Genomic DNA, 15,765 nt, shown 5'->3' with positions numbered 1-15,765 from the left:
CTTAACTAAACGTTCCACCTATCGCAAAGATCAGCTAAGCACTACTGTATGACAATACAACAGGGTATCCTCTAATCACGAAGGTGCGAGAAGGGTGAAGGCTACGGCATCGGAACTGGTCACCGAGTGCGATGCGCTTACCGGTCTGGCTAACAGGCGGGGCTTTATCCGTGCGGTCACCGCGCTGATCGACGAGCATCCCGACACATCGTTCGTGCTGGTGTACGGCGATATCGACCGCTTCAAGGTGTTCAACGACCGCTTCGGCACCGAAGCGGGCGACCGCTTGCTTGCTGGGGTGGGCGCCATGATGGAGCGCATGCTGCCCGCGCCGAGCGTCGCCGCCCGCGTCCGCGCCGATCACTTCGTGTGCTGCGTGCCGCGCGACCTCTACGATCCCGACCGCGCGCTCGCCGTGCTCGACGGGTGGCTCAAAGCCTATCCGGTCGATTTCGCGTTCTTCGTGCGCCTGGGTCTCTACGGCATCGACGACCCCACGCTCGACGTCAGCCTCATGACCGACCGCGCCCTGCTCGCGCTGCGCGCGGCGAAAACGGGTGCGCACGCCAGCAAGTTCGTGTGGTACGACGAATCCATGCGCGATCGCGTGCTCAAGGAGCAGAAGCTCGTGGGCGAGATGGCCACCGCGCTGGAAACGGGGCAGTTCGAGCTGTACTTCCAGCCGCAGTACCAGTTCACCACTGGCAAACTGGTGGGAGCCGAAGTGCTGTCGCGCTGGAACCATCCCGAGAAAGGCCTCATCAGCCCGCTTGAGTTCATCCCCGTGTTCGAACGCACCGGCGTCATTTCCGACCTCGACTACTACGTGTGGGCCGAGGCGTGCCGCTGCCTGCGCACCTGGCTCGACGCGGCGGGTCCGGGCAACGAGACGCAGGTGCCGCGCCTGTCGGTGAACCTGTCGCGCGCGGACGTGTACCGTGAGGATTTGTGCGACTACCTCGTGGGCCTTATCGCGCAGTACGACATTCCCATCGATCTCCTCCACGTGGAAATCACCGAGGGCGCCTACGTCGAGAACCCGCTGCAGCTTGCCGGTGCGGTGACGCGCCTGCAGCAAGCCGGGTTCACGGTGGAAATGGACGATTTCGGCAGCGGATACTCGTCGCTCAACGCGCTCAAGGACGTGCCCGTGGACGTGATGAAGCTCGACTTGCGCTTCCTCGACGCGCGCAACGACACGCGCGGCGGCGTCATCCTGGCATCGGTGGTGCGCATGGCGCACTGGCTCGACCTGCCGGTCATCGCCGAGGGCGTGGAGTCGGAATCGCAGGCGCGCTTCCTCTCAAGCGTGGGCTGCGACGTGATGCAGGGCTTCTGGTTCTCGCGTCCCGTCGATCGCGCCACGTTCGAGCAGGTGCTTGAACAGGCACAACGCGGCACGCTTCCGCACGGCGGCATGTCGTGCATGCAGGGCGACTTCGCGAAGCTGTGGGATGCGGAATCGTCCGTGGCGCTCGTGTTCAACAGCTACGTGGGAGCTGCGGCGCTCGTGGAGTGCGACAGCTCGCAATGCGAAGTGGTGCGCGCGAACGACGAATTCCTCGCGCTGCTCGGGCTGCCGTTCGACCGCCTCGCGCGTTCGGTTGGCGAGTTGTTCGGCGAGCTGAGCGAAGAAGATCGCGCCAACTTCACGGACGCGCTGACAAGCGCGAAGGGCGAGGCGCACGCGGGCGAGTGCGAGCTGTGCATTCACGGTGCGCGTGACGACTACTGGATTCACGTGCAGATGCGCCTGCTGTCGAAGGCGGGCGACGTGTCGTCGCTGCTGCTCACCATATACGAGATCAACGAGCTGCAGGCGCTACGCAGCAAGCTGCAGGCGGCCATGGAAACCATGCCCAACGGCATGGGCTTCTATCTCATCGAGGACGATGTTGCGAAGCTGCTCGACTGCAACGAAGCGGCGGCGAACCTCGTGGGCATGACGCGCGACGAGTATACTGCCGTCTGCGCGAACGACCCCCTTGCCCTCGTGGTGTCGGAAGATCGCAACGTCGTTCGTTCCATCGTGAACGACCTGCGCACCGGAGTCACACGCGCCGAGGGCACCATCCGCGCGCTGCATGTCGACGGCACCGAGCGATGGTTGTCGCTGTCGGCCTCGCTCATGCACCGCGGGGCGAACAGCTTGTACCTGGTTGTCGCGCTGCTCGATGTCACGAAGGACAAGGAGAAGGATCTCCAGTACCGCCGCCTCGCCGAACAGCAGCAACAACTGTATGAGACCGTTCCCTGCGGCATCGTGCGCTACACCGTCGAAGGCGACCTGCATATCAGTTCGGCGAACCGCGCCGCATGGAGCCTGCTGGGCTGCGCCACCTACGAGGAATTCCTCGCCTACATCGGAGACGACGTGTTCAGCCCCTTCGACGAAAAGGGGCACGCCCTTATGAGACGGCTGACGGATCGTCTGCGCGCCGGGGCACCGCCTGTCGCATTCTCGGCTCGGCTGATGCGCGTCGATGGCTCCGATGCCTGGATCGAGGGCGTGTGCGCGCTTGCCACGACGTCCGATGGCGAATCCATCGTGCAGAGCGCGTTCAACGACGTGACGGACGAGCGTCGCGAAAGCCATAAGCGCGAATTGCAGCGGTTCACGTCGGTGCTGTGCAGCGCCTACAACGAAATCTTCGAATTCGACGTGGTGCGCGGCACGTTCCTGCTGTGCTTCTCCTCGAAATTCCCGGTGGAGCACGCGCAGCCCGTGCCGGTGGAGAGCGCGATGGAGCGATGGTTCAACCACGTGCCGGACCCGGCCGACCATGAGGCCATCCGCGCCATCATCGAGCGCTGCCGTCGCGAGCCGCTCGACGAGCCGCTGTCCTACGCGTACCGCTGCCTGTCGCCCGAAGGCTTCGCCTGGAACGAGAGCACGTTCATGCGCGTGTCGGAGACCAGCGTGCTGTGCTGCAACAACGACGTGTCCGGGCGCGTCGATGCCGAGGACGCGCGCCTTGCGAAGCGCGTGAACGACATCGTGGAGAACCTGCCCACCGGTATCGGCGTGTACGATTTGGATGCCGAAGGCGTGCACCTGCGCTATGTGAGCGATACGCTGTACGCCCTGATGGATGTCGAAGTGGGCAACGAGGATATCATCTCGATGTCCTCGGCTATCGTGTCTCCGGAAGAAGCGCGCACCTTTATCGAGCAGTACGACGAACGGTGGTCGGGCTTCTCGGTCGAACGCGAATTGGTGCGCCAAGGCGAACCGTTCATGGCGCGTGTGCAGGGACGCACCGTTCCGCGGGGCGACGGCGTCATCCGCATGTACACCGTGGTCACCGACGTGACGGATGAGGCGCGCGAGCGGCGCGAACGTGCGTGGCAAAACGAGCGCTACCGCATGCTCAGCGAACTCACGCACTCCATCAGCTTCGACTACAACTCGGAGTCCGACACGGTGCTGCTGTACATCGACCGTACCGGCAGCGGCATGGAAGCCCAGGTCATCCCGGAGTATTTGGAAACGCTGTCCAACACGCGGGAGGGCGTGGTGCATCCTGACAGCATGGATGCCGTGCGCGCCATGTTCGAGCGCGCCCGGGCGGGCACGAAAAACGAGATCATCGAGTACCGCGCCGACTACTACGACACCGGGTACCAATGGTATCGGGCGAACCTGTTCGTGGCGCACGACGAAGGCGGCGCGTGGCACCTCGTTGGTCTCATCGAGAACATCCAGGCCGAGCGCGAGCTGCGCGTGCTCGCCGAACACGACGCCATCACGGGCCTGTCGAACAACGCCTCCACGCGCAGCCTCATCGATGCCGCGCTGTCCGACCCGCACGTGTGTGCCCGCAGCGTGTGCGCCGTCATCGACCTCGACGACTTCAAAAACGTCAACGACACCTTCGGCCATCTGCGTGGCGACGAGCTGTTGCAGCAGGTGGGCATTATCTTGCGATCGAACTGCCGCGAGCACGACGTGGTGGGCCGCGTGGGCGGCGACGAGTTCGTGGTGTTCCTCAAGAACATCAACCTCGAAGTGGCCGCGCGCAAGCTGGCGCACATGAAGCGCAGCGTGGCGCACATCGCGCTCATGGGAAAGCCGGGGGAGAGTTTCAGCCCGACGCTCAGCATCGGCGCAACGCCCACGCATGTCGGCGATGCCGCCTACCGCGACGTGTTCGCCCGCGCCGACGAAGCTCTCTATCAGGCAAAACACGCCGGAAAAAACCGCCTCCGCATCCGCCGATAACAACGCGCCGGCGCGCAATCAAAATGCCCGCTTGACCTTCAACATAGTTCAGCCCTTACCGTGTGCGACAGGTTTTCACCCGTAACGACACCTGGAGGGGTCACTATGGAACAGCACATGCAGGAAGAACAGCCGCAGGGCATCGATCGCCGCAACTTCTTGAAGGGCGCCGCGCTTTCAGCGCTGGGCATGGCGTCGGTTGGCGCGCTTGCCGCATGCTCACCGCAGCAGCAGGAGGCGAAAGCTGCCGACAGCGCGACGAATGCGGACGAAGCGGCGCAGGATGCGCCGTTCGAAGCCGAGGAAACAGTGGACGCCGACGTGGTCATCGTGGGCTGCGGGGCCGCCGGCTTCATGGCGGCGTTGCGCGCATCGAAGGGCGGGGCGAGCGTCGTGGTGCTCGAGAAGGGCGCGAACATGACGGCCCCGAACGGCATCTACGTGTCCGGCCCGTTCGCCGTGGGCACCGACGTGCTGCAGAACAAGCCGGGCGGCACCACGCTGACGGTGGACGACGCCTTCAACCACGTGATGAACTACTCGCATTGGACGCCGAACCCCGCGCTCATGCGCCGCTGCCTCGAGACGTCGAAAGACGCCGTGGCGCAGCTCGAGGATATCGGATACACGTTCGAGGAGAAGAACTTCCGTTTCGAGACGCCGTTCATGGGCGAGAAGGGCGGCTTCCACGCCATCACGAACCCATCCGACGAGCGCACCGGCCTGTGGGAGACGGCGCTTGCCGACCACGCCGTTGACGTGCGCTTCGAAACGGCGCTCGTGTCGCTTGCGACGGACGAGAGCGGGGCGGTGACCGGCGTCAATGCGGTTGAGAAGGACAAGAAGAACATCACGTTCAACGCGAAGGCCGTGATCCTCGCCGCCGGCGGCTACCTGGGCAACCGCGACCTGCAAGAGCGCTTCCTGCACACGCGCAAGCTCAACGCGGCGCGCGGCGGCGACTCCATCTGCACGGGCGACACCATCCTCGCGGCCGAGCGCATCGGTGCGGCGCTCGACAAGACGTACGGCTACTGCCCGTGCGAATACGGCGGAACGCACGCGAACGCGACGCGCCCGGCGAAGCAGGACAAGTTCGATCAGAACTACGCGTTCAAGTTCGGCCTGTACGGATGCCTGCTCGTGGACGCCGAAGGGAAGCGCTTCATCAACGAGGGTCTGCTGTGCGATTACCCGATGAGCTACGGATCGGAGCAGATTCTCAAGAATTCGCCGTGGTACGCTGTGGTGGACCAGGCCTATGTCGATGCGATGGCAACTGAGGGCCTGTATGCGTACACCACCGCGAAGGGTGCGACCGAGGAAACGTGGTTCATCGGCACCTACTTCAAAGACCGCATTCTGGACAAGCTGCCCGCCGACATCGAAGAGGGCGTCAAGGAGGGCTGGTGCTTCAAGGCCGAATCCCTCGACGAACTGGCCGAACACTTCGGGTTGGACGCCTTACCCGAAACGGTGGCAACGTACAACGAGTTCTGCGAAGCCGGCGTCGATGCCGAGTTCGGCGCGAACCCCTGGTATCTGTCGCCCGTTGCCACGCCGCCGTTCTACGTGGTCGAGAACGAGCCGAGCGCGTGGAGCACGTTCGGCGGCGTGCGCATCGACGATTGCTGCCGTGTGCTTGCTGCCGAAACGAACGATCCCATTCCCGGTCTGTACGCGGCTGGCACCGACGTGGGGAGCCTGTACTATTCGCCCTACTACGACATCCCCGGCTACTGCTACGGCCTCTGCATCGACTCGGGCTACATTGCCGCAGAAGAAGCGGTTGCCGCCCTCAAAGCGTAGCCTCCTCCCTCCCTGTCCGCCCGCGGCGCCGCTTCGGTGCCGCGGGCGGCTCTCTGTGCGGACTAGCGCACGGGCACGAACAGCGTTTCCACGTCGCTGCCGTTGCCGTCGAGGTTGAGAAACGTGGGGAAGAGGATGATGTCGCCCCGCAGCGTGTAGCCGTGATCGTCCAGGTAGGCCATGAGGTCGGCGAAGGCTTCCTTGCGCACGCTTTCGGCGCGCGTCACGCGACGGCGGAAGCGGATGCACTTGCCGAGGCACAGGCGATTGACGTGCGCGGGGTCGATGTGGCTGAGGCGATGCGCCTCGCCCACGGGCATGACGTTGATGTAGTCGGGATTCACCGTGTCCTGCTCGTTCTCCAGGTCGCTCTTGGCGATGATGCGCGCGCAGCTCGTGATGCTGAGCAGATCGTAAAACTCGGTGATCTCCCGTTCGTGCTCCACGGAAATGCTGAAATCGCGCCCGCGCGAGGCTCTGACGTACAGCTGATCGGGTGCGTCCATCAGCGTGAAATCGGGTTCGTCGCCGCTTGCGATGAGGCCGAGCGCGCTGTCTAGCTTCGCCATGCGGTACCGCAGCAGATCGGCTTCCTTTTGCAGCTTCGTCCGCTGCTCTTCGAGTGAGGCGCGAAACGCTTCGGTGCCCTGCTGCGCGTCGATCATTTCGATGGCCTCGTCGATGGTGAAGCCGTATTGCAGCAGCACGCGAAACGCGTTCGAGCGGAAGGCGTCCTCGGGGGTGAACACGCGGTAGCCGTTTTCCTCGCGCTCGCCGCGGAACAGGCCGCGCTTCTCGTAGAATCGGATTTTGGATGCCGGCATGCCCGTCATGGCGGCGAATTCTTTGATCTTGTACATGGTGTTCCCTCCCGTGAATCCCCTGTACCACGTTCAAGCTTAGCACAGCGTTCGGGCGTCGCAACGCAGCGGGTTCATAGGGATTCTCTTGAGTCGGGGTAGAGGGGGCCGCGCGGGGTGCGGGTTCGTCTATCATGGGAGTCCACCGAACTGCTCCCGAGATGTACGCCAGGAGGTTGCGATCGCCGTGAAAAACGAGCACGCACACCGTAGCACCAAGCCGGCAGCCAAGCAGCAAGAGCGCGGCATCGCCGAGCCGCTTCCCACCTTCCGTCTGACCGACGACCTGCGCGGCCCCATCGACGACCTGCAGCGCCTGCGCGACGCCGAGGTGAAAACCCGCGAGATCATCCAGAAGTACCAGGCCGCCATGCGCGAGATGATGGTGCGCTTCGAAATTCTCGACCAGGACCTCAACCTCAAGAAGCATCGCAATCCCATCCATCATGTGGAATCGCGCATCAAGAAGCCGGCCAGCATCTTCGAGAAGCTGGAGCGCTACGGCAAGGAACCCACGCTCGAGAACCTTGAGCGCTACATCATGGACGTGGCCGGCGTGCGCGTGATCTGCTCGTACATCCACGACGTGTACAACCTGCTCGAGCTGTTGCAAAAGCAGGACGACCTGGAAATCGTCGAGATCAAGGACTACATCTACAACCCGAAGCCGAACGGCTACCGCAGCCTGCACGTCATCGTGCGCATTCCCGTGTACTTCCTCGACAACAAGGAGCTCATTCCCGTCGAGGTGCAGCTGCGCACCATCGCCATGGATTTCTGGGCCAGCCTGGAACACGATTTGAAGTACAAGTCCGTGAGCGAGGTGCAGGGCATCGACTCGTACGACGAGCTGAAGGACTGTAGCCGCATCATCGAGGACGTCGAGGCGCGCATGCAGATTCTCGCCCGCGCACTCGAGGCGGACGACTAGCGGAGGTTGCCATGCGCGGGTGGATCACGGACGAACGCGGCGCCTTCCGCCGCAGCGAGGTGGGTTTCCGGCGCGACGAGCGCGCGGAGATGCAGCTGGTGGTGTGCCGCCCCGATCGCACGTACCAGCGCATCAGCGGGTTCGGCGGCGCGTTCACCGAGGCCGGCGCGTACGTGTTCGCGCAGCTGCCGCCTTCCGAGCAGGATCGGTTCATCGCGCTATGCTTCGGCGATGCCGCGGCGGGCGGCAACGCGTACTCGCTGTGCCGTACCCACATTCAAAGCTGTGATTTCGCGCTGGGGAACTACGCCTACGTGCGGCCGCTCGACCGGTCGCTGCGCTCGTTCTCGCTCGCGCGCGATAAGCGGCTGCTGCTCCCGTTCATCCAGTGCGGCCTGGCCGCGAACCCCGCGCTCGAGCTGCTGGCCTCGCCTTGGAGCCCGCCGGCGTTCATGAAGAGCAACCGTATGATGAACGGCGGCGGCCATCTGCGCCGCTCGCACTACGAGACGTGGGCGCGTCTGCTCGCGCGTTACGTGAGCGCGTACGCGGACGAGGGCGTGCGCGTGGGCCGCATGAGCGTGCAGAACGAGCCGATGGCGCGGCAAACGTGGGACTCGTGCCTGTTCACGCCCGAGGAGGAGGCCGCGTTCGGCGCGCGGTATCTGCGGCCGGCGCTCGATGCGGCGGGGCATGCCGACGTGAAGCTGTTCGCGTGGGATCACAACACCGATCGGATCTTCGACCGCGTGGAAGCCGTGTTCGCCCATCCCGACGACGCGGCCGCCTTCGACGGCGTGGCGTTTCACTGGTACGCGGGCGACCACTTCGAGCAGGTGCGGGCCGTGGCCGAAGCCTACCCCAACAAAGAGCTCCTGTTCACGGAGGGATGCGTGGAATACTCGCGCGACCGCGCCGAAGAGGCCACCCAGGAACGCAAGGCCGAGCAGTACGCTCACGCCCTGCTCGGCCACCTCAACGCGGGCGCGCAGGGCTTCATCGATTGGAACCTCCTGCTCGACGAGCGCGGCGGCCCCAACCACGTGGGCAACTTCTGCGAGGCCCCGCTCATGTACGATCGCGATGCCGAAGAGCTTGTGGTGAACCGCTCGTTTTACTACCTCGGTCACGTGTCGCGGTTCGTGCGCCCCGGCGCCCGACGCTTCCTCGTGTCGCGCTACCACGACGCCATGGAGTGCGCGGGCTTCGTGAACCCCGACGGGCAACGCGTGCTCGTGGCCCTCAATCGCACCGATCGCGCGGCGCAGTTCGAGGTGGCCGAGCGCCCCCACGTCGCCCGCGTCGAGGTTCCCGCCCACGCCATAGCCACGTTCACCTGGGACCGGGACGAGCTGGCGTCGGCATCCTGAGTGCCGTACGCCCCGGGCGCCCCCACCGAATGTTTCACGTGAAACATTCGTTCGCGTGCTGCCTACCGGACGCGCGTGCAGGCGATGCGATCGGTGGTGAGCGCGCGACCCTCCTGCGGGGCGCTCGGCGTGCCGATGCCCACCATGGCGAAGGGCAGGAACCCGTTCGGCACGTGCAGCGCTTCGCACAGCTCGGCGCTCGAGCGCGCCGCCATGGGCACCGCCATCAGGTAGATGCTGCCCAGGCCCTCGTCGGTTGCCGCCAGCAGCATGTTCTCGGCCACGCACGAGACGTTCGCCCAGCCCATCGCCTCGTTGTCGGCCTGATGGCTGATGCAGACGACGGTGCCCGCGCCGTACAGCGGGTGCGGCCCCATCCATTCCTGCTGCGCGAACGCGTGCTCCTCGAGCTTCGCCAGCAGCGTCGCGTCCTGCACCACCGTCAGCGCCACGTCGTCGTAGTGCCCCATGCCCACCGGTGCCGCGTTCGCCGCCTCGAGCACGCGTGCGAGTTGCTCCTCGGTGACGGGTCGGTCGGCGAAGCTGCGGCACGATTGGCGCAGCGCGATAACCTCTTGGAATTCCATGGCACGATCCCTTCTCGTTGTCTTATACTACGTTTATAATACTAACCATGAATAAACAATCAAGTAGTGATAAATCAATAACTAAGTACGGTGAAGCGTACCGGCAAGAGGAGGGGGCGCCTCGATGATCAGGGAAATGGGATACGAGCGCTACATGGAGTTGGTCAAGAGCGACCTCAAGATGTCGGGCGCCTGCCCCGTGCGGAAAACGCTTGAAACGCTCAGCGGGAAGTGGTGTCTTCCGGTGGTGTACGAGCTGTGCAAGAAGCCGTCGTACCGCTTCGGCGAGCTCAAAGCGGCGCTCGATCCCATCACGAGCACAGTGCTCACGTCGGCCCTGCGCGATTTGGAGGAGCTGGGCATCGTCTCGCGCACGCAGTTCAACGAGATTCCGCCGCACGTGGAATACGCGCTCACCGAGATGGGCGAAGCGCTGTTCCCGGTGTTCTACGAGATGGGCATCTGGGGCGAAGAGCATCTATGCCGCTAAACGAAACGGCCGCCCGGGGAGAGGGGCGGCCGTTTCGTTTCGATAAGTCCGCCGGCGCGGAGGGAGGGGAGCGCCGGCGGACGCGGGTTGGTTGTTGCGGTGCGGCGCGACTTACAGCTTCGCCAGAATGCGGCCCACCAGCATGCCGTGCGTCAGCGCCATGCCGTGGCTGATGCCGGGCGCAGGCAGCGGGTAGTCCACGAGGAAGCGGCCGCCCTGCGTGTTGCCCACGGCGTACAGGCCCTCGATGGTTTCGTCCTCGGTGTCCAGCACGTTGAAGTCCACGTCGGTTTGCAGGCCGCCCATGTTCACGAGGATCACCGTGTCGGTGAGCGGGTAGGCGTAGAAGGGCCCTTCCTCGATGGGGAACATGCGGTCGGCGCGCTTGCCGAAGTCCTCGTCGTTGCCGGCGGCGGCCAGCTCGTTGTAGCGCTCGATGGTCGCGGTGAGCGCGGCCTCGTCAACCTCCATGAGCTTCGCCAGCTCGGCGATGGAGTTTGCGGTGACGCCCACGGCCTTGTCGCCCTCGAAGTAGCTCGTGAAACCGGGCGTGTTGCCGTCCTCGTTGTCCTCTTCGGAGATGTAGGCGTTCTTGCCGTAGGAGCCGTTCGGCACCTCGGAGCCCGACTCGACGTACCAGTTCACGTTGCCGTGGCCGGTGTCCATGTACTTGATCTGGTCTTTCCACTTGCTGTCAAAGATCTGCCACGCGGTTTTCTTCGGCAGGCGCGACAGCTGGTTCTGGAAGGGCTGGCCTCCCACATCCTCGTTCATGAAGCGGTCGCCGTTGACGTCCACCAGCAAAAACGCGTCCATGCCCAGAGGACCGCCCAGGTGGTGCGTCATGGGAGCGTGCGGGCCGTCCTCCATCTTCGCGCCAATCCACATGCCCATCTGCTGCCCGTCGCCCGTGTTCGTCTTCTCGCCCTTTGCGTCGGTGTTCGGGAAGATGCTCATGAAGCGGTCGGACCACGGCACGTAGTAGCTCATCATCTCGGTGTTCGAAGCGTAGTCGCCCGACGCCAGCAGCACGGCCTTGCTCGCGGTGATCTTCTTGTAGTCGCCGTTCTCGTCCTCGACGATGACGCCTTCCACGCGGCCCGTGTTGTTGGGGCGCACGAGCTGGCGGGCGAACGTGGAGTACATGAACTGCACGCCGGCCTCTTCGCAGATGTCCACCATGTTCTGGATGTAGGGGCCGTTGTCGGGCAGGCAGATCTGGCAGTCGTCGAAGATGGGGTAGAAGTCCTCGGCCACGTTGGCCTCGGCGGGGTGCGGCCAGTGCATCTTGCGCACGCTCATGCTCTCGCCGTCGTAGGCGTCGGACTCGGCCTCCACCACGTACTGGCCCTCGCTCGCGGCCAGGTACCAGTCGAACGCTTCGCCGGAGTTGTCGGCCCAGAGCTTGAGGATGCGCTGGTTGGGACGGTAGCCGCACTCCTTCATGATCTGGCCCACCACGGCGTTCTTGTCGATGTCGATGCCCAGGTCTTCCTGGATTTTGCCGCCGATGCAGCCCACCTGGTTCGAGCGGTACTGCCAGGTCTTGGCCTTCTCCACCACCACGATGTTCTTCGCGCCGTTCTCGACGGCCGAGCGCGCCGCGCTGATGCCGGAGAAGCCTGCGCCCACGATGACGATGTCGGCCTCGATGGTTTCCTTGATGTCGCTCTCGGCGATGGCGTCGGGCGCGGTGAGGAAGCTGGGCGTGCCGGCGCCGGCGCTTGCGGTGCCGGTGGCCGCGCTTGCGCTGGCCGTGCTCTTGCTCGAGGCGTCGCCGCTGGCTTGCGGCGAGCAGCCGGCCAGGCCCGCGCCGGCCGCTACGGCCGCGGTGGCGCCGAGGCCCAAAAAGGCGCGGCGTGAGAACCCTCGTTCGCTGAATGATGCAGTCATGTCATCCTCCCTTTCGATCTTCGTTTCCAAGCGCCGTCCCTCGGTTGGCGCTGAGGTCACTCTACGGTGCGGCCCGCGTTTTGCCGCCGACCCAAAAGGTTGATTCGCGCACGTTGAGGTGATATCGACCCAAAGGGTTGATACCGTGCCGAGGTTGCGCATCGTCCGGAAAAGTCCGGTACAATAGCGGAAGTTTCCTCGATCGAAGAACGGGCGGCGAATCCGTCGGAAGGGAGGAGGGTCGTTGGGAACCTCGTTTGCGGCTACGAGCCGTGAGTTCACCCTGCGCTACGCCGGCCTCAGTTTCTACTGGGCCTGGGTGTTCCTGTCCTTCAACTCCCTCGACATCGTAGGCGGCAGCGGGCGGGCCATCTCGCTCGTGCACGTGGCTTCGTCGGCCACCGCGATGATCGCGTTCATCGTGTGCGCGCTGTGCTGGCGTTCGGTGATGGGCTGGAAGGCGAGGCGCGTGCGCGTCGTGCTGGTGACGTGCGGCGCAGGTGCGGCGCTGTCCACCTTCCTGTACTCGTCGCCCCTGTTCATCGCATCGCCCGCGCTGGTGGTGACGGGTGCGCTGGCCACGGGATTCGCGTGCTCTCCCATCGTGTTGGCGTGGGGCGTGGCGTACCGCGACCTCGATGCGCGCCGCGCGGTGCTGTACACGTCCATGACGTTTTTCGGGGCGGCCGTGCTCTATGGCGTCGTGTCGCTGGCGGGGCCGATGCTCACCCCCGTGGCGGTGTCGCTCCTGCCCCTTGCGGCTGCCCTTACCGTGGTGGCCAGCCTGCGCGATTGGCGTGCCGAACCCGTGCCCGACGCGCGCGGCCGTCAGCGGGCGCGCACCGAGATACGCGACCTCGTGCGCACGGCATTGTCGTGGCGCGTGCTCGTGGGGCTTATCGCCGCGCTGTTCGCGTACGGCGGGCTGCGCGTGTACTTCGGCGACATCGCGCCCGACGTGTTCTCCAACCCGGCGCTCATGACGGGCACCATCGCGCTGGCGGCGCTCATCTTCTTCGTGTACGGGGTGTTCGTGTCGCGCACGAGCCTCAACCTGGGCGTGCTGTACCGCATCGCCATGTCGGTGTGGGCGCTCGCATTCGTGCTCATCGCGCTTGTGGGGCACGACAACGCCACCATGGTGTTCTTCATGGCGTCGCTCAGCTCGGTGCTGTTCGAAGTGCTCACCTGGGCGCTGCTCGTGGAAATCGCACGCACGACGCACTTCTCGGCGCTGCTTGTGTTCGCGGTGGGGCGCCTGGCGGTGCACCTCGGCATCGTGGCGGGCGAGGTGGTGGCGTTCGCGCTCATCGGCGACGTGGTGCTGTTCGCCGTGGTGGCCGTGTTCGTGCTGGCGGTGTCGGCCGGCTTCACGTTCGCCGACCGCGACACGACGTTCGCCTTCGAAAGCCCCACGCCGGCGGAGCTCGAACGCATTGTGCCGGCGGCCTCCGACGTGGATGCGCGCATCGCCGCCTTGGCGGAAACGTACCAGCTGTCGCCGCGCGAGAAAGAGGTGTTCGCGCTGTGGGTGACGGGTCACGGGTCGAAGTACATCCAGGAGAAGTTCGTCATCTCGCCGGCCACGGTGAAGACGCACGTGCGCCATATCTACGAGAAATGCGACGTCCACAACCGCGCCGAGCTCATGCAGAAGCTGGAAGAGGCGCGCTAGCAGGTGCCCGCTTCTTCGCGGCAGAGGTCGATGATGTCCTGCTTGGAGTGCACGTCGAGCTTCTTGTACACCCGCTTCGCGTAGGTTTTCACGGTGTTCTCCGACACGTCGAGCGCGCTCGCGATGGCCGCGACGGTGGCTCCGCGCGCGAGCAGCTCGAGCGTCTGGCTCTCGCGGTCGGTGAGCCCGTGAGCGGCGGCAAGGCGCGCGCACGGGTTTGCGCGTGCGGGAGCGGGCACCGGCAGCGGCGGGCGCATGAGGGCTGAAAGCTCCGAGCGCGTGTGCACGTTGCAGGAGCGGTAGATTTTCTGCGCGTGGTATTTCACGGCGCTCGACGACAGGTACAGGTCCTGCGCGATGCGCGCGATGGTGCGACCCTCCAACAGCTGCTTGAAGATGGTGGTTTCCAGCTCGCTCAACCCGTAGGCAGCGGCCGCGCGATCCAGCTCGGATGCGCCGCCGCCTCCCGCCGTCGCTCGCTCCGGCACCTGCGCGCGTGCCGTCGGCGGTGCGTCGTCGCCCTCCGCGGCCTCCTCGCTCGGCGGTGCCTCCGGATGCGCCGCCGCGGGCGACCCTGCGCCGGCGTCGATGCCGCGCGGAATGCGCTCGCGCCCCAAAAGCCACGAGGCCCCCAGCATGACCAGGTACAGCGTTCCCAGCCCGATGAGGGCGAATCCGGCGTTCGTGCCCGGCAGGTACACGCGGCTCAGCAGGCCCGCTTCCGACCCGGCCAGCAGGCACAGCAGCGACACCGTGTCGCTTGCCGCGTACAGCGGCATCACGGGGATGCGCGCGGCTTTCCCCACTTCGGCGATGGTGCAGGCGAGCACGATGCCGCACATCATGTAGCCCGTCGTGGCCAGCGTGCCGGCGATGGCGGGCGGGATGCTCTCGATGAGACCGGGCAGCACGAGCAGTCCCAGCGCCGACAGCGGCAGGGCCACGCGGTAGCTGCCCTCCAGCTTGAACGGCTGATGGTACAGCAGCGCGGGCACGGACATGATGACCAGGACGCAGGCGGAAATGCCCAGCACGAGGTACTGCATCTGGGTGGGATCGACGTCGGCCTGCCCCGAGACGTTGGTCACGAAACCGCTGAGCAGCGCGAACAGTCCCACGGCCAGCACGCCCTTGCCCAGGAGCGGCACGATGTCGGCAACCTGGCTGGCGAACGTGCGCTCGAGTGGGCGCGTGGTGCGCAGCCGGGTGGCGCAGGCGCACGACACGAGGAACGACGCCACGGTGATGGGGATGTACCACGTTTCCGGGCACAGCAGCACGAGCGCGCACAGCGCGGTGGCGCCCGCGTGGCTGCCCAGCAGAAACAGGTAGCTCGTGCGGTAGGAGAACGACGGCAGCGCCGACAGCCACAGCAGGCTGAGCAGCGCCTGTCCGACGCCGATGAGCACCGCGCCCGCCGCGAACACGGGCTGCACCCCCGTATGGGAGCCGCCCAGCACGAAGGCGAATCCCAGGCACAGCACCACGGCGGCCACGACGGCGGCCTTCGGCCCGAGCGGTTCGCGCCGGGCGTTGCGCGCGCGAACGGTGACCACGACGAACACCGCCAGATGCACGGCGATGAGCACCGTGCCGTACAGGTCTCCATCGAACTGGGGCACGCTGGCGAATGCGGTGGTCGCATGGTAGCTCAGGATATCGGCCAGCAGGAGAAACGCGTATCCCGCGTAGTATGCTGCGCGCTTCGCCATGTTCGACCTTCCCTCCGTGCCCCGAACCGTTCCGCCTTCCCTGCGGATGGTGCGCCCTCGCCTCCATCATACCGGTTGAGCGGCGCCGCTCCCATCATTTTGGCCGTTTCGGGTGACAGAAAAACGGGCCTTGGCGGCTCCGGGTGACGCGCGTTCGCGGGCTGTCTTCTATGCTGGGCCCCGTTGTTTGAAACCGACAAGAGGGAAGGGGATCTT

Annotated in this window: 10 protein-coding genes; 6 read left to right on the top strand and 4 right to left on the bottom strand. The window is 65.3% G+C overall.

All coding sequences use genetic code 11. The annotated features are described in order from the left end of the window. Positions 1–94: 94 nt before the first annotated feature. Entirely contained in the window at positions 95–4,222 is a 4,128-nt protein-coding gene (locus tag C1876_RS10590) for an EAL domain-containing protein (protein ID WP_114546698.1), read from the top strand. Between the two features lie 105 nt (positions 4,223–4,327). After that, positions 4,328–6,031, top strand: a complete 1,704-nt coding sequence (locus C1876_RS10585) for an FAD-dependent oxidoreductase (protein ID WP_114546697.1) — start codon at positions 4,328–4,330, stop codon at positions 6,029–6,031. A gap of 62 nt (positions 6,032–6,093) precedes the next feature. On the opposite strand, the gene C1876_RS10580 is transcribed toward C1876_RS10585, so the two are convergent. Then, positions 6,094–6,891: a MerR family transcriptional regulator gene (locus tag C1876_RS10580; protein ID WP_114546696.1), complete on the bottom strand. Its 798-nt coding sequence runs from the start codon at positions 6,889–6,891 to the stop codon at positions 6,094–6,096. A 187-nt stretch (positions 6,892–7,078) separates the two neighbouring features. Here C1876_RS10580 and C1876_RS10575 point away from each other — a divergent pair, with 187 nt between their 5' ends. Further along, positions 7,079–7,822 (top strand): GTP pyrophosphokinase, encoded by a 744-nt coding sequence (locus C1876_RS10575; RefSeq protein ID WP_227112285.1) that lies wholly within the window; start codon positions 7,079–7,081, stop codon positions 7,820–7,822. Between the two features lie 11 nt (positions 7,823–7,833). Continuing rightward, positions 7,834–9,192 (top strand): glycoside hydrolase family 30 protein, encoded by a 1,359-nt coding sequence (locus C1876_RS10570; RefSeq protein WP_114546695.1) that lies wholly within the window; start codon positions 7,834–7,836, stop codon positions 9,190–9,192. A gap of 62 nt (positions 9,193–9,254) precedes the next feature. Here the strand turns inward: C1876_RS10570 and C1876_RS10565 are convergent, their stop codons facing one another. After that, positions 9,255–9,779 carry a nitroreductase family protein gene (locus tag C1876_RS10565; RefSeq protein ID WP_114546694.1) on the bottom strand — a complete coding sequence of 175 codons (525 nt, stop codon included), beginning with the start codon at positions 9,777–9,779 and terminating at the stop codon, positions 9,255–9,257. A gap of 124 nt (positions 9,780–9,903) precedes the next feature. Here C1876_RS10565 and C1876_RS10560 point away from each other — a divergent pair, with 124 nt between their 5' ends. Further along, positions 9,904–10,269 carry a winged helix-turn-helix transcriptional regulator gene (locus C1876_RS10560; protein ID WP_114546693.1) on the top strand — a complete coding sequence of 122 codons (366 nt, stop codon included), beginning with the start codon at positions 9,904–9,906 and terminating at the stop codon, positions 10,267–10,269. Positions 10,270–10,380: 111 nt separating this feature from the next. On the opposite strand, the gene C1876_RS10555 is transcribed toward C1876_RS10560, so the two are convergent. Next, positions 10,381–12,162, bottom strand: a complete 1,782-nt coding sequence (locus C1876_RS10555; protein WP_114546714.1) for an FAD-dependent oxidoreductase — start codon at positions 12,160–12,162, stop codon at positions 10,381–10,383. A gap of 244 nt (positions 12,163–12,406) precedes the next feature. Here C1876_RS10555 and C1876_RS10550 point away from each other — a divergent pair, with 244 nt between their 5' ends. Beyond that, positions 12,407–13,837, top strand: a complete 1,431-nt coding sequence (locus tag C1876_RS10550) for a helix-turn-helix domain-containing protein (RefSeq protein WP_114546692.1) — start codon at positions 12,407–12,409, stop codon at positions 13,835–13,837. On the opposite strand, the gene C1876_RS10545 is transcribed toward C1876_RS10550, so the two are convergent. Further along, the gene (locus C1876_RS10545) at positions 13,834–15,549 is read right to left on the bottom strand and encodes a helix-turn-helix transcriptional regulator (protein WP_114546691.1); all 1,716 of its coding nucleotides are present in this window, start codon (positions 15,547–15,549) and stop codon (positions 13,834–13,836) included. The two genes, C1876_RS10550 and C1876_RS10545, sit on opposite strands and share 4 nt — an antisense overlap. Positions 15,550–15,765: the final 216 nt, after the last annotated feature.

Source organism: Eggerthella sinensis, assembly GCF_003339815.1.
GTDB classification, from domain to species: domain Bacteria; phylum Actinomycetota; class Coriobacteriia; order Coriobacteriales; family Eggerthellaceae; genus Eggerthella; species Eggerthella sinensis.
This window is presented reverse-complemented; position numbering and strand designations above follow the sequence as displayed.

What these genes read in the sequence shown, in the direction of transcription:
- C1876_RS10585 (WP_114546697.1), top strand. Translation starts at nt 4,328, where the DNA reads ATGGAACAGCACATGCAGGAAGAACAGCCGCAGGGCATCGATCGCCGC.
- C1876_RS10580 (WP_114546696.1), bottom strand. Translation starts at nt 6,891, where the DNA reads ATGTACAAGATCAAAGAATTCGCCGCCATGACGGGCATGCCGGCATCC.
- C1876_RS10570 (WP_114546695.1), top strand. Translation starts at nt 7,834, where the DNA reads ATGCGCGGGTGGATCACGGACGAACGCGGCGCCTTCCGCCGCAGCGAG.
- C1876_RS10565 (WP_114546694.1), bottom strand. Translation starts at nt 9,779, where the DNA reads ATGGAATTCCAAGAGGTTATCGCGCTGCGCCAATCGTGCCGCAGCTTC.
- C1876_RS10560 (WP_114546693.1), top strand. Translation starts at nt 9,904, where the DNA reads ATGATCAGGGAAATGGGATACGAGCGCTACATGGAGTTGGTCAAGAGC.
- C1876_RS10555 (WP_114546714.1), bottom strand. Translation starts at nt 12,162, where the DNA reads ATGACTGCATCATTCAGCGAACGAGGGTTCTCACGCCGCGCCTTTTTG.
- C1876_RS10545 (WP_114546691.1), bottom strand. Translation starts at nt 15,549, where the DNA reads ATGGCGAAGCGCGCAGCATACTACGCGGGATACGCGTTTCTCCTGCTG.